General features: G+C 65.5%; 11 protein-coding genes. 7 read left to right on the top strand and 4 right to left on the bottom strand.

Annotation, left to right across the window (positions count from 1 at the left end):
• The 5 genes from IT350_08365 to IT350_08345 form a co-directional block, all read left to right on the top strand.
• On the top strand, window positions 1-524 hold a 524-nt coding region (locus IT350_08365), incomplete at its 5' end, for a cob(I)yrinic acid a,c-diamide adenosyltransferase (protein MCC6158054.1).
• 111 nt (window positions 525-635) lie between these two features.
• On the top strand, window positions 636-3,146 hold the full coding sequence (locus IT350_08360; protein MCC6158053.1) for a beta-N-acetylglucosaminidase domain-containing protein: 2,511 nt from the start codon (window positions 636-638) through the stop codon (window positions 3,144-3,146).
• Between the two features lie 75 nt (window positions 3,147-3,221).
• Complete coding sequence (locus IT350_08355) at window positions 3,222-4,700, top strand: MFS transporter (GenBank protein ID MCC6158052.1); 1,479 nt, start codon at window positions 3,222-3,224, stop codon at window positions 4,698-4,700.
• Window positions 4,701-4,830: 130 nt separating this feature from the next.
• Window positions 4,831-5,676 (top strand): flagellar motor stator protein MotA, encoded by an 846-nt coding sequence (gene motA, locus IT350_08350; GenBank protein MCC6158051.1) that lies wholly within the window; start codon window positions 4,831-4,833, stop codon window positions 5,674-5,676.
• Window positions 5,677-5,679: 3 nt separating this feature from the next.
• Entirely contained in the window at window positions 5,680-6,714 is a 1,035-nt protein-coding gene (locus tag IT350_08345) for an OmpA family protein (protein MCC6158050.1), read from the top strand.
• Between the two features lie 13 nt (window positions 6,715-6,727).
• Here the strand turns inward: IT350_08345 and IT350_08340 are convergent, their stop codons facing one another.
• A complete protein-coding gene (locus tag IT350_08340) occupies window positions 6,728-8,203 on the bottom strand; it encodes an agmatine deiminase family protein (protein ID MCC6158049.1) in 1,476 nt (491 codons plus the stop codon).
• Window positions 8,204-8,230: 27 nt separating this feature from the next.
• Entirely contained in the window at window positions 8,231-10,330 is a 2,100-nt protein-coding gene (locus IT350_08335; GenBank protein MCC6158048.1) for a S8 family serine peptidase, read from the bottom strand.
• Window positions 10,331-10,527: 197 nt separating this feature from the next.
• On the opposite strand from IT350_08335, the gene IT350_08330 reads away from it, so the two are divergent.
• On the top strand, window positions 10,528-11,700 hold the full coding sequence (locus tag IT350_08330) for a Fic family protein (GenBank protein MCC6158047.1): 1,173 nt from the start codon (window positions 10,528-10,530) through the stop codon (window positions 11,698-11,700).
• Window positions 11,701-11,756: 56 nt separating this feature from the next.
• Here the strand turns inward: IT350_08330 and IT350_08325 are convergent, their stop codons facing one another.
• On the bottom strand, window positions 11,757-12,560 hold the full coding sequence (locus IT350_08325) for an ABC transporter permease (protein MCC6158046.1): 804 nt from the start codon (window positions 12,558-12,560) through the stop codon (window positions 11,757-11,759).
• Window positions 12,557-13,483 carry an ABC transporter permease gene (locus tag IT350_08320; protein ID MCC6158045.1) on the bottom strand — a complete coding sequence of 309 codons (927 nt, stop codon included), beginning with the start codon at window positions 13,481-13,483 and terminating at the stop codon, window positions 12,557-12,559. Before IT350_08320 ends, IT350_08325 begins: the two co-directional genes overlap by 4 nt.
• On the opposite strand from IT350_08320, the gene IT350_08315 reads away from it, so the two are divergent.
• Complete coding sequence (locus IT350_08315) at window positions 13,482-13,637, top strand: hypothetical protein (GenBank protein ID MCC6158044.1); 156 nt, start codon at window positions 13,482-13,484, stop codon at window positions 13,635-13,637. The genes IT350_08320 and IT350_08315 overlap by 2 nt on opposite strands.
• The last annotated feature ends 348 nt before the right edge of the window (window positions 13,638-13,985 follow it).

Genomic DNA, 13,985 nt, shown 5'->3' with positions numbered 1-13,985 from the left:
CCGGCGACGAGGGGCTGACGAGCCTGTACTCGGGCGAGCGCGTCTACAAGAACTCCGAGCGCCCGACCGTGTACGGCGAGGTGGACATGCTCGAGGCGATGCTCGGCCTTGCCCGCGCCCACGCGCAGCACGACGACACGCGGCGCACGCTCGCGATCCTTCAGAAAACGCTGTTCAGGATCAACGCCGAGCTCGCGACGTCGAAGGAAAAGATCGGCAAGCTCACGGCGCGCATCGACGACGCGGCGGTGGCGAAGATCGACGCGATGCGCGAGGAGCTGGAGGACCGCGTGGCGCAGCCGACGGACTTCATCATCTCGGGGGACTGCGTCGCGTCGGCGCACATCGACCTCGCCAAGACACAGGCCCGGCGCTGCGAGCGGCTGATCGTCGGCCTGTTTCGCGACGGCGTGATCGACAACCGGCACATCATCGTGTGGATGAACCGGCTGTCGGACTTTTTGTATTTGCTCGCGCGCCACGAGGGGCCGAATCCGACCCTGGTGAAGTCGGTCGAGGACTGATCGTTCACCGCAGGGAATTCGGGTGTTTTTTGCGCGGCAGCCCGTTGAATCGGCGCGATTCTGTGGTAGACTCGATTCGATGATATTCCGGTTTTGTGCTTGAGGCCGGCCATGTATTCGCGGTTTGCGTTCTCGATTGTCGCGGTTTTCGCGTGCCTGATTCCCGGTCTCGCGTCGGCGCAGGGGTTCGACCTCGCTCCCCATGCGCGGGTGACCGCGTCGGGCACCTATCCCAAATTCCTGCATCTCTGGGAGCGCGAGACCGACGACGCGCCGTACACCGTGCGCGACGGTGTCGCGCGCACCGGTTGGAAGACGCCGCTCGTCGGCGAGTCGTGGCTCCAGTTCGATTTCGCCCCGCGCATGGCGACCGCGCCTCGCATCGCCCGCATCTACGGGGAATGGGCGACCGCGCCCGCAAAGGCCGCGGTGGTGCGTCTCGATCGATGGTGCGGCGGACCGTCGGTGGAGAAAATTCCGTGGAACGACTTTTCCAAGCCGCTCGAGTTCTCGACCGAAGAACGCGCGTACTGCCTGACGGTGCGGTTTGAGGACGCCGGTCCCGCGGAGCTGACGGAACTGCACATTTACGCGGCCGCGGTGAACGAAAAGCCGGCGCTCGCCGTCGGAGTCGTCGAGGAGATCGAGCGACAGGGCGTGCTGATCCGCCACGATCTGAACACGCTGACCTCGCACGTCGAAGTTCACTACGTGGACGAAGCGGGCACGCCGCTCACCGAGAATACGCTCATCGAACGCACGTTTCGCCGCGACGCCTGGGAAGGGCCGAAGCCGGATGAAAACGCACTGGCCGTTCTCGTGCCGATCGCCGAAGACGGACAACGCGGCGAGCCGCGATTCGTGCCCGTGCCGGGGCGAATTGCCGCGACGTTCGGGACGGGCGGCGTGATCGAGGGATTCTACGGCACACCCTGGTCGCACGCGGAGCGTCGCGCGATGCTGATTCATCTCGCACGCCTCGGTCTCGGCGCTTACATGCATGCGCCCAAGGACGACGAGAAGCATCGGGATGCCTGGCGCGAGCCGTACACGAGCGCCGAAATGCGCGCGTTTTTTGAACTGCGCGATCTGGGCGCGCGGCTCGGCGTCGATGTGTATTACGCGATCGCGCCGGGCAAGGACATGGCGCTCTATGACGCCGCCGAGCGCGAGTTGCTGCTGGGCAAGCTGCGCGATTTCGCCGACGGCGGGTTCCGCCATTTCATGCTGATGTTCGACGATATCGAAAACGACATCGGCGTGCCGGTGAACGGTGCGCTGGGCGCGGCGCACGCCGATCTTGTGAACTTCGTCAAACAGACGCTGGAGGCGGAGTACGGCGAGGCGATCGCGATGTGGGTGAACCCGCTCGCCAAGCGGCCCGAGCACATGGACGAATGGCCCGGCGGCGAGGCTTACTGGACGGCGATGGGCGCGACCGATCCCGACGTGGTGCTGTGCTGGGGCGCGCCGACGAACGGCCAGTTGCTCGACGGGTCGTACTTCGAGTGGCCCGCGGCCCTCGTCGGGCGCGCACCGGGATTCTGGGACAATCAGTTCGCCATCGACGGCGGGGATGCCTTCATGGGGCGTCTGACGCTCGCGCCGATGCAGATGCGCGCGCCGGACTTGCGCGATTCGATCGCGGGCTTTGGAGCGAATGCGATGTTCCTCGGCGCGGCCGAGCGCCTCGTGATGACGGGATACGGTGCGTATCTCGAAGATCCGCAGGGGTACGACCACACGCGGATGATCGAGCGCGCGGCACGGTTTGAAGCGTCGGACGAATTCGATCAGCGTCTGCTCGTCGATGTGCAGAACACGTTCTATGGCAACAACGACGCGGGCTTCGGCGGCATCGATTTTCCGCGCAACCTGCGTCTCAACGCCGTGGCCGATGCGATCCACCTGGCGGCGAAGACCGGCTCGGGCCCCGAGATCCGGGCCGCGGGGGCGAGCGTCGCGCGCGAGGCCGCACGCATGGCGACGCTGAAAAACGACCTTCACCACAGCGGTCTCGAAGAGGCTTTGGTCGACGACGTGTGGATTCCCGCCGACCGCGCCACGCACGAGGGCTACGGCCTGTTGCACCTGATGAACTGGTATGCGTCGGTACTCGCGGGCGAACCCGATGGGACCGAACTCGACCTCGCGGACGCGTTGCTCAAAAAGGCCGTTCTGCACGACCGCTATCAGACGAGTTTCCTGGTGGCCTGGACGATCCGGCAAAAACTCGTCTCCGCCGAAATTCCCGACATCGAATTCCACGCGCCGCCCTTGCCGGGTGCCCTCTTCGATCGCCTTTCGTCCGGGCGCGAACACACCGTGGAGCTTCCCGCCGGCGTGGAGTGGACCGTGTTCGGCCTACCCGGAGCGACGATCGTCGGCCGCGTGCTCACCTGGACGCCGCCGCATCCCGGATTCTATTCGATGGTTCTGGTGGGCGAGACCGATTCCGGGTGGGGTTGGACCGCGTCGGGATTCTTTGCGCGCACTCCGGTCGATTCGGACGGGGAGGGCGACGACGACGATTCCGGGCATCCCGAAGACGACGACCCGCCGACCGACGATGGTGCGGAATCGGACTTTGACGAGGGAGAAACCGGCGGCTGCGGCTGCTAGGTCGGGCCGATTGTCCGCGCCCGGCGCGCGTGCTAAGAAACCTCGAACCGCTCGTGCCCTTACCAGAAGGTTTCCATGGATCACGCCGCCGCCCCGGGCGAAACGCCCGAACGCGATGAGGACCGGTCCTACCTGAACTTTTCCCAAAAACTGACGTATTCGCTCGGCCAGATGTCCGTCTCGCTCTCGCCGGCGCTGATTTCGTCGTGGCTGATCTACTATTACACGGGTCGCCCGAGCGCGGGCGAGGGCTCGGCGCCCATCATGCTCGTGTCCGCGGCGGCGATGTCGCTGGGCGGATTTCTGCCGCGCTTCCTCGAAGCCCTCGCCGAACCCATCGTCGGGCACCTGTCGGACAAATGGGTGACGCGCTGGGGACGGCGCATTCCATGGATCGTCATCGGCACGCCGCTGCTCGCGTTCTTTTCGATCGGCATCTGGTTCCCACCGAATCCCGACGGCATGGGCGAGGTGTGGTTCCGCCTCGCGGGCATGGATTTCAACGCCAACTGCCTGTGGCTGCTCGCTTCGCACACCGCGTTCTGGTTCCTCTACACCGGCGTCGTCATCCCGTATCTCGCGCTGCTGCCCGAGATCACGCCGTCGGTGAAGGAGCGCATCGTCGTCTCCGAGTTCATGGCGTACAGCGACGTCGCCGGCACCGTGATCGGGAGCCTTGGCCTTGGTCTCATGATCAGCGCCTTCAGCGAGGGCCTCGGCATCGGGCCGATCCGCCTGGCCAACGGGTTCCAGGTCTCGGGAATCATCATCGGCTTCATCTTCGCGGCGTCGTTCTACGCGGCGATTACGCTGGTGCGCGAGACGAAAAAGGAAAGCCGCGTCGTCGTCGATTTCCACTTCGCCGAGAGCATCCGCGAGACCTTCAAAAACAGCAGCTTCAAACCGTACGTCATCTGCTCCGCGGCGATCCGCATGACCGTGGACATTCTGCTCGCGTCGATGCCCTTCATGGTCGTCGTCATCATGGGCTTGTCCGAGGGTCTCGCGGGCATCCTGCAGGGCGTCATCGTGCTGGGCGCCGGTTTCCTGTTCCCGCTGGTGTCGAAACTCGCGGAGAATCGCGGAAAAAAGGGCATCTATCTGCTCGGCATGATCTGGTTCACCGTCGCGATGCTGATGTTCGCGATGGTGCGCCACGCGCCGTTTTTCGGCTGGTTCGTCAACCTGATTGCGTCGGCGATCGGCAAGCCGATGTCGCCGTCGTGGATCAGTTTCGCGCACGCCGTCGTCACGCTCGCGCTGTGCGCGTTCCCGGTCAGCGTCATTTTCGTTCTCCAGCGGCCGCTGCTCTCCGACGTCATTGACGAGGACGCGCGCCTGACCGGCTATCGCCGCGAGGCCATGTACAACGGCATGGAGGGCCTGATCTCCAAACCCGCGTCGGCGCTCGCGTACGCCATCGTTCCCATGCTCAATCTCTGGCTCGGCGCGACCGCCGATCGGCCCTGGGGCATCATCGCCGCGCCGGTGCTGGCCGCGGGCGTCATGACGATCGGATGGGTGTCGTTCACGAAGTATCCGTTCAAGCAATAGGGGTTGATGGTTCTTGGTTTTTGGTCGTTGGAAAGGCGGGCGCCCCAAGCCTCAAGCCTCGGGCCGCATTCAAGGCTTCTGCCCATTTCGCCGATAAGGACATGGGCGTAGCCGCTAAAGAGGTGGACGTGTGACGATTTTCGTCGGAATCGGCATTGTGATCGCGTGCGTCATCGGCGGATACATGATGGCCCACGGCTCCATGGGCGTGTTGTTCCAGCCCGCCGAATTCGTCATCATTGTCGGCGCCGCGCTGGGCGGTCTGGTGATCGGAACCCCCACGCGAACGCTCAAAGTCATCGGGGCGTCGCTCAAGGCCGCGATCAAGTCCACGTCCCACGCGCAGACCTTCCTCGACGTGCTCAAGGTTATCTTCGACCTCGCTTCGCTCGTGCGCGCCGAGGGCCTGCTCGCGATGGAAAAGCACGTCGAAAATCCCACGAAAAGCGAGATTCTCGGCCGCCTCGCCCATCACGAGGACCTGATGAATTTTCTGGTCGACTCGCTGCGCCTCGTCCTGCTGGGCACGCCCATCGAGGACATGATGGAGATGCTCGAGGCCGAGTTCGAGATTCGCGAGCACGAGGCCGAGGAGCCCGGCGCCGTGGTCGCGACGGTCGCCGACGCGCTGCCCGGCCTGGGTATCGTCGCGGCGGTGCTCGGCATCATCATCACGATGAACTCGATCGGCGGCGACTCGGCGTCGGTGGGAAAGCACGTCGCGGCGGCGCTGGTCGGAACCTTTCTGGGCGTGTTGCTCGCGTACGGATTCGTCAGCCCTCTGGCGAGCGCGATCAAGCACGAACGCCATCACGCGCTGCAACTGCTGCGCGTCGCCAAGGCCGGTGTGGTGGGCATCGCCCGCGGCGGCAACCCGCTCATGACCTGCGAGAGCGCCCGGCACGACATCCCCACGCACGACCGTCCGTCGTTCAACGCGATGGAAGAGTTCCTGAAGGGCGGGAAGGGCAAGTAAGCCATGGCCGACGACGGTGAACTCAAGCTTCGACCGAAGAAGATCATCAAGCGCCACGGCGGCCACCACGGCGGTGCGTGGAAGGTCGCCTACGCCGACTTTGTCACGGCCATGATGGCGCTGTTCATGGTCCTTTGGATCCTGTCGCAGGGACCCGAAGTCAAGAATTCCGTTGCCGCGTATTTCACCGATCCTCGCGGTGTGCCCGTGGTGCAGCCCAGCAAGGGCACGCTCGACAACATGGGGGTCGGCATCATGGACAAGATGCCGAACGTCGGCGTCGGATCGAAAGGTGAAGGCTCGGGCGAGCGTTTCGCCGAGGCGCTGACGAACGAGGCGACACCGAAGCCCGGCGACCCGAAGCAGAAATCCGGCGGCGGTCCCGGCGGCGAGGGCAACGGCGCGGCGGCGAAGAAGTTGCGCGACGCGGGCGAAAAAATCGCCGAGGCGATCAAGGCAAACCCGAAGCTCGCCGAGGTGTCGAAGGCGATCAGCGTGCGCATGACCGACGAGGGCTTGCGCATCGAGCTGCGCGAGCAGCAGGGCGGCACGTTTTTCGACTCCGGCAAGGCGAACCCCAAACCCGCCCTTCGCAAGGTGCTGCGCGAAGTGATGCCCGAGATCGTCAAGACGTCGCAACCCGTCGTCGTCGAGGGCCACACCGACGCGAAGCCCTACTCGGCGGGCGCGGGATATACCAACTGGGAGCTCTCGGCCGATCGCGGCAACGCGCTGCGCCGTCTGATGCTGGGCCTCGGCGCGACCGAAGAGCGCATCCGAGAGGTGCGCGCGCTCGCCGACCGCCGTCCGCTTCCGGACATGGACCCGCTCGACCCGCGCAATCGCCGCGTGTCGATTCTCGTCGCGCTCGAGGAACCCGTCCCCGGTCTCACCGACGAGGGCGAGGACCTGATGTTCGAAAATCCGCTCGCGCCCGCGATCGCCCCGGGCGGTCCCGCGCCGGACCCGAACTCGCCGATGACAGCGCCCGCCGCGGAATCCGGGACTCCGGCGGAACCGACGTCAGACGCTCACTGAGCGCCCCGGCTTCTCAGCAACCGCACCCGTCGTCGTCGTCATCGCCGGAATCCGCCGCGACGTCATCGTCGCCGCTATCGTCGCCGTCATCGTCCGCGTCGTCGTCCGACAAGTCGTCATCGCCTGTGTCGTCATCCCCCGAATCGTCGTCGCTCATGTCATCGTCGGCGTCGTCGTCCGCGGCATCGTCGTCGGCGTCATCGTCATCGTCCGATTCGACAGTGTAGTCCTGCCGCTCCATCGTCACGCAGTGCAGCGCGCCGCCGGACTGAATGACTTCCTCGGCATCCACCTGCACCGCATCGCGATCGGGAAACGCCGTCTCGTACACCGCGAGCGCGTCGTCGTCCTCGGCGCGGTTGTAGAGGGGGACCATCGCGGTTTCGCCCGCAAGCAGGCCGTTCGTGTAGGTGTAAAACGTGGGATAAAGTGGGAACGTCGTGTCCGTCACCTGCGGGATACGCACGACCTCAAAGGGTGTGCCGTCGAGCGCCGTCGCGCCCGCGATCAGGTCCGCCGCGTCGTCAAGCCGCTGTTGGTTGATGTCGCCCGCCTCGGCCTCGCCCACCATCACCGTGTGCGGCCCGATCACCTTGATGAACATGTCGATGTGACCGGTGCCCTCGCTCACGAGTGGCTCGGGCATGATGAGCTGCGCGCAGCCGAGATAGTCGGCGAACCACTGTTCCATCTCGTCCAGTGTCCAGCCCGGATTGTTGTCGAACATGTACGACGTGGCGAAGCACGTGCCTTGCCCGTCCGTGAGCAGGTTTCCGCCGTCTTCCACAAAATCCGTTTCGTACACCGATGCGCCCGTGAGCACACCGGCCGCGTCCGGAATCTGGTCGTCATTGGTGCGCCACGGGCGCGAATAGCTCATGTCGATGATCGCCTCGGTTTGCGGCGCCGTTTCGCCGAGTCCGACGAAGACCGGGCCGTAGTCGCGCGTCCAGATCGTGTCCGTCGGCCAATACGAAAACACCACGTTCGCGTCGTCGATGCCCTCATTCGCGAGGTGCGTTCGCGCGGTGTTTTCCTGCGATGCGCAGGCAACGATCACGCGCACCGTCATTTCGTCCCCGACCGCGCCGATCATGCCGTCATAGGTGGGCAGAATTCCGCCTTGTCCGACGGGCCAGCGCATCCATAGCTCGGTCTGCGGTTCGAACTCCGCGGCGTAGCGGATCGGGCCGACCGGCGCGGCTTTGCCGCCGCTCCGACGGAGCTTGAAGGGCGGCACCACGCCGACGCGCGCTGCGAGGATGTCCCACAACTCGCCCGCCTGTTCGCGCGTGATTCCCAGCCGCGCGAGCTGTCCGGACTGGTCCATGTCGTCCACGTACCGATCCTTGTTCCACGTCAGACGCAGCATCTGCGGCAGATGCGCGGTGAGCGCGAGCGCGCGAAGCTCGGCGAAGTCCGCATGCGCGGAAAATGCGGGCGAGACGATCATGAGCATCAGAGCAGCCGCGATCCATCGAATTCGCATGTCACAATCCTTCATTTCGAGTCTGATTCAGCACCCGCATCCGTCATCGTCGTCGTCGCCCGGCCCTGAGCCTGTCGAAGGGTCGTCATCCAAGACGTCATCATCCGCATCGTCATCCGTATCGTCGTCGGCGTCGTCATCGTCATCGAAATCGTCATCGTCGTCGTCGGATTCATTCGACGCCAAGAGCGACCGATAAATGTCGAGCTTTCCGAATCCCCAGGCGTCGTTCGGGACCTCGCCCGTAAACTCGTCCGTGATCGCGCCCGCGGCCAACCACGCGCGGATGTCGTCCGGCGTCGCGTCGGGATGCTCGGAGAGAAGCAGCGCCGTCGCGCCCGCCACATGCGGCGACGCCATGCTCGTGCCCTGCAGCACGATGTGTTCGCCGTCCTCGACGATCTGTCCCGCGTACGCGCCCGCGATCTCGCTCCCGTGCGACACCGCCGCCGCGATGCCGAACCCCGGCGCGACGATCTCGGGTTTCCGCACGCCGTCGGGGCGAGGACCGTGGTTGCTGAAAAACGCCAGGTCGCCGAGCGTGTAGTCCACGCCGTAGCCCGTCTCGTCGCCGCTCTCATTCGTCCACGTGAATCGCGAGTAGTACGCGCCCACGGCGATCGCGCCGTCCGAGCTGGCGGGCGACGCGACCATGAATCCCTCGTCGAGTCCCTCGTCGAATGTCGTGCAGCACTGCTGCTGTCCGTTCATCAGTGACGCCATGATCCACAGATCGATCGTCTCGGTTCCGTCGATGTCGTTCGCGGTGATCTCGATCGTCCACTCGCCCGGTGCGAGCAGGTTGCGTGTTTCGCCCGCCGTCAGCGGATTGCCGACGAGGGCGATCAGCGTCGTCGCGAGCCCGTTCAGGTCGTTGCCGCGAAACAAAAATGCGTTGTCGAGCAGCCAGATGCCGTCCGGCGTGATCGCCGATCCCGGCTGGTGCGGCCCCGACTCCAGTTCCTCGCCGCCCGGGCTCGTGACCTTGAACGTGTAATCGGAATCCTGCGGCGGGTAGGCCGCGATGGCGAGGATGTCGGGAATGAGGTCGTGTGCGTCGTGCGCGCCGACGAGAAATGTCACGGTCGTCGTCTCGCCCTCGGCGAGCGTCACGCGCGCGTGATAGCCCATGTGCTGCTCGTTGCCCGCGCCGGCCACGATGATGCGCCCCGGCCCGGCCATTGCCGCCACGCCCTGATCGAGGCCGCTCGTGCCGTCGTGCGCGCCGAGGTGCGTTCCCAGCGAAAGATTCACGACCGCGGGCAAACCGAGTTCTTCCGCGCGCTCGAACACATAGGCGACGCCGTCGAGCACGAAACTCGCGATGAGGTTCGCCTTGACGGCGACCAGATGCGCCGCCGGCGCGATGCCCACGTATCGCCCGGCGGGATACCCGTTGCCCGTTGCCGCGCCGTTGCCGCCCGCCGTGCCCAGCACGTGCGTGCCGTGGCCCACGTCGTCCGACGTACGCAGGGCATCGGGATCGCCGGTCGCGAACGCCGTCGTGAGTTCGTCGCGCGTGTACTCGATGCCGTAGGGGTAATCGGCGGGGCCGTTTTCGTCGCCCTCGGGACGCAGCGATTGATCCCACAGCCATTCGATGCGGCTCTCGCCGTTGTCGGGATCGTAGAAGTCGGGGTGATTCCACGCCGTACCGGTATCGACCACGCCCACCACCGCGCCCTCGCCGCGCAGGGCGAACTCCTCCCACACGCGGTCGGCCTCGATCAGCGGCGCGGAGATGTCGAGCAGAGGGCGCACCGGCCACGCGAGTTCGACCATGGCGACGTCCGGCCGCGCGGAGACATCCTCCAGCAACCGCGAATCGACGGTCGCCGTCACGACCGGTCCGACCGCGCGCCCGACGGCAACGCCGGCTTCGCGCAGTTCGTCTTCGAGCAGGTCGGCATCGCCGCTCGTGCGGATCATGACCGGGACCATCCACGAGCCGTCTTTTTGTTCAAACGCGGGGATGAGCTGCGGAATGCGCATCATCGCATCGGGAACGAGCCTGCGGGCGATCATGCCGAGCGGCGGTTCGAGTTCGCCCGCCCACGAAAGCCCTGCGACGACCAGGGTCGCCGCGAAAACCCAGAGTGCGGTTTGTTTTTTGGACTGTCCTCTCACGCCGGTTCTCCCTGCCGAAAAGGTGCCGCGATCCTTGGCGAACGAGGGCGGATTATACGCGGCCCGGCGGCGGCGGGACCAGAGGCCGAGGCGATAGGCCGGGCACCCACGCGCGGCACCGAAATCGTCGTTAGTAAAGAAGTCTTTACTAACGACTCGAGTTGGGAAAGAATCCTTTACCAGGAAGGAGTCGGGACATGAAACGCGTCACCGGGCGATACGAGTCCAGTTCGCTCGCGGGGGAGACGGTCAGGGCGTTCGTGCCCGCGTCCCTGCCGCCGAGCGATCCCCCGCTCGATCTCGACGCGCCGACGATTCGGTTGCTCGACGACGCCACGAGCGCGCTCGCAAATCTGGATTTGGTCGGTGGCCTTGTTCCGTCGATGAACTGGTTCCTCTATTCTTTTGTCCGAAAAGAGGCGGTGGTTTCGACGCAGATCGAGGGCACGCAGACCACGCTCATGGATCTGCTCACGTTCGAAGCGACGGGAAGCGCGGAGGCCGCGCCGCTCGACGTCGGCGAGGTCTGTTCGTATCTCGATGCGGTCGAGTACGCGCGCGAACAGATTCGCCATCCCCGGGGATTGCCGATTTCCACGCGATTGTTGAACGAGACGCATCGCCGCCTCTTGGCCGGAGCCCGTGGGCAGGCCAAGTCGCCGGGGCACATACGCCGAAGCCAGAACTGGATCGGGGGCACACGCCCGGGCAATGCGGCGTACGTGCCCCCGCCGCCGAACCTCGTCGGGTCGCTGCTCGCCGACCTCGAAAACTTCATCCATTCCGAAAGCCCAATCCCCGCATTGGTGCGCGCGGGACTCGTCCACGTTCAATTCGAGTCCATCCACCCTTATCTCGACGGGAATGGACGGATCGGCCGTCTCCTCGTGTCGCTGCTGCTGGAGCACTGGGGCATTCTCACGCAACCCCTGCTGTATCTCAGCCTCCACTTCAAGCGGAATCGCGTCGAGTACTACCGACGGCTCGACGCCGTTCGCGCGGACGGCGACTTTGAGGGATGGATCGCCTTCTTTTTGGAAGGTGTCCGCGCGATCGCCGACGAAGCCGTGGCGACGGCGCGCGACCTGCACGAACTCATCGCGCGCGATCGGCTGCGCGCGCTCGAGTCGCCCGGAGCGGGTGCGGCGAGCGCCCGGCTATTCGAGATGCTTCCCGATCACCCGGTACTCACGACCGCGCTCGTCGTCGACCTTCTGGGGACGACGAAACCGACGGCCGCCCGGGCGATCGCCACGCTCGTGGACGCGGGGATCCTGGCGGAGCAGACCGGTCGACGCCGCGACCGGCTGTACGGCTATGCGGGGTATCTCGAACGGTTGCGGGTCGGCACCGAACTGGAGCGCGCGTAAGGACTCGCGAGCCGAAGTCACGATTTGTCGATGAAATGCCAATCGGCGTCCTCCCCTTACGCCGCCTTCACATCCAACGCGTCGCGCAGACCGTCGCCGGCGATGTTGAACGCGAGCACGGTGACGAGCACCGCGAGGCCCGGCCATACGGACAGATTCGGGGCGGTGAGTAGGTAGTCGAGCCCCTCGGCGAGCATCGCGCCCCACGTGGGCACGTCCTGCGGGCCGAGCCCGAGGAACGACAGCGACGCCTCGGCGAGGATCGCCCCCGCGACACCGAAGGTCGCCTGTACGACCACCGGCGCGGCGACCTCGGGCAACACATGCCGCCACACGATGCGCCACGGCGATGCGCCGATTGACCTCGCCGACAGCACGAAGTCTCGCTCGCGGATCGACAGCACCTGCCCGCGCACGAGCCGCGCGTAACCGACCCAGCCCAAGACGGAAAGCGCGATGATGACGTTGACGAACGACGGCCCCAGTACGCCCGCCACCGCGATCGCGAGCAGGATGCCGGGGAAGGCCAGCAGGATGTCGATGCCGCGCATGACGATCGCGTCCACGACGCCGCCCGCGTACCCCGCGACCGCGCCGACCAACACGCCGATCGTCATCGACACGAGCACCGCGCAGATGCCCACCGCCATCGACGCGCGCGATCCCCACAGCAGTCGCGACCACACGTCGCGCCCCAGTTCGTCGCAACCGAGCAGGTGCCCGGCCCCGGGAACGCACAGAGCCGCGTCGAGGTTGATGGCGGTCGGCGCGTGCGGCGCGACAAACGGCGCAAGGACGGCCGCCAGCGCGAGGAGCGCGAGCAGGGCGAGTCCGATTACCGCCGCCATGCTTCGCTTCATCGCCCCTCCAGACGCACCCGCGGATCGACCACGGCGTACGCGAGATCGACGAGCAGATTGACGACGACGTACGACGCACTGATGACGAGCACGCATCCCTGCACCACGGGGTAGTCGCGGGCCTGAATCGCGCCGACGAGCAACGTGCCGAGCCCCGGCCACGCGAAGACCGTTTCGGTGATGATCGCGCCGGACAGCAGCGCGCCGACCTGTAATCCGAGGATCGTGATGACCGGCAGCAGCGCGTTGCGCAACACGTGTTTGAGGATCACCGTCCGCTCGGGCAACCCCTTGGCGCGCGCGGTCATGACGTAGTCCTCGTTCATCGCTTCGAGCATCGACGAGCGCGTCATGCGCGAGAGCATCGCCGCCATGCCGAGGCCCAGCGTGAGTGCGGGAAGCACGATCGACGCCGCGCTCTCGTCGCCCGACACCGGCAACCAGCCGAGACCGATCGAGAAGATCAGGATCAGCAGCGGCCCGAGCCAGAAGTTGGGCATGGCGACGCCGACGAGCGCGCCGATCATGGTCGCGCGATCGAAAAACGTCCGGTGACGCACCGCCGCGAAGATGCCGGCGGGCAGGGCGATCACGATGGCGATCAGCAGCGCGGCGACGGCGAGTTTGGCCGTGGCCGTCCACCGCGCGCCGATGATGCTTGCGACGGGTGCCCGGTAGAAGAAACTCTCACCCAGATCGGCGCGCACGACGCCCGTCAGAAAACGGCCGTACTGCACGGGCATGGGGTCGTTCAGCCCGAGCTGCGTGCGCAGGAGATCCTTGTCCGCGGCGGCGGCGGTCTCGCCGAGCATGACCTCGACCGGGTCGCCAGGGATCATGTGAATCAGGAAAAAGACGAGGGTTGCCACGCCCCACGCGGTGGGGATGAGGAGCAGCAGGCGGCGTGCGACGAGGCGTTTCATGAGCGCGGCAATGTTGTCGCGTTTACGCGCTTTGAGCAACGACCGGGGACATGCAGCGCGCAGCGATGCGAGTCCTGATCCGAGCAGCGCGAAGCGTCCGATCGCTCTTGTCATCCTGAACGAAGTGAAGGATCTTGCCGCGAAGCGTGAGTAAAGCGAAGAGCGTAAAAACGGTCGCGTCGTGTGGCGCGGGCGCCCCCGCCCATGATTTTGTGACCGAGTGAGGTCGAAAGACGCGCGCCGGAGCGAGCGAGGTATTGGTCCTCAGATTGGTAATTTCAAACGGTCCGGGAAGGTCTTGACCTTCACTCTTCTACCAAAGATTGCCTGTCACCTGCTTCCAGTGTGCACCTTCGAAAGCAACCTCTGTGACTTCAAGCATCCTTTCCGTGCCGTCCCGAACTCATTTTCGACAGTGAAATTTTGAATCCGTCGCCATTTCAGGTACTTATGCGCACACCTCTCGGGTTAGGCACTACGTTTCGGATACTTTCATCAAGGT

It is taken from the genome of Deltaproteobacteria bacterium, from assembly GCA_020845895.1.
Lineage (GTDB): Bacteria > Lernaellota > Lernaellaia > JACKCT01 > JACKCT01 > JADLEX01.
This window is presented reverse-complemented; position numbering and strand designations above follow the sequence as displayed.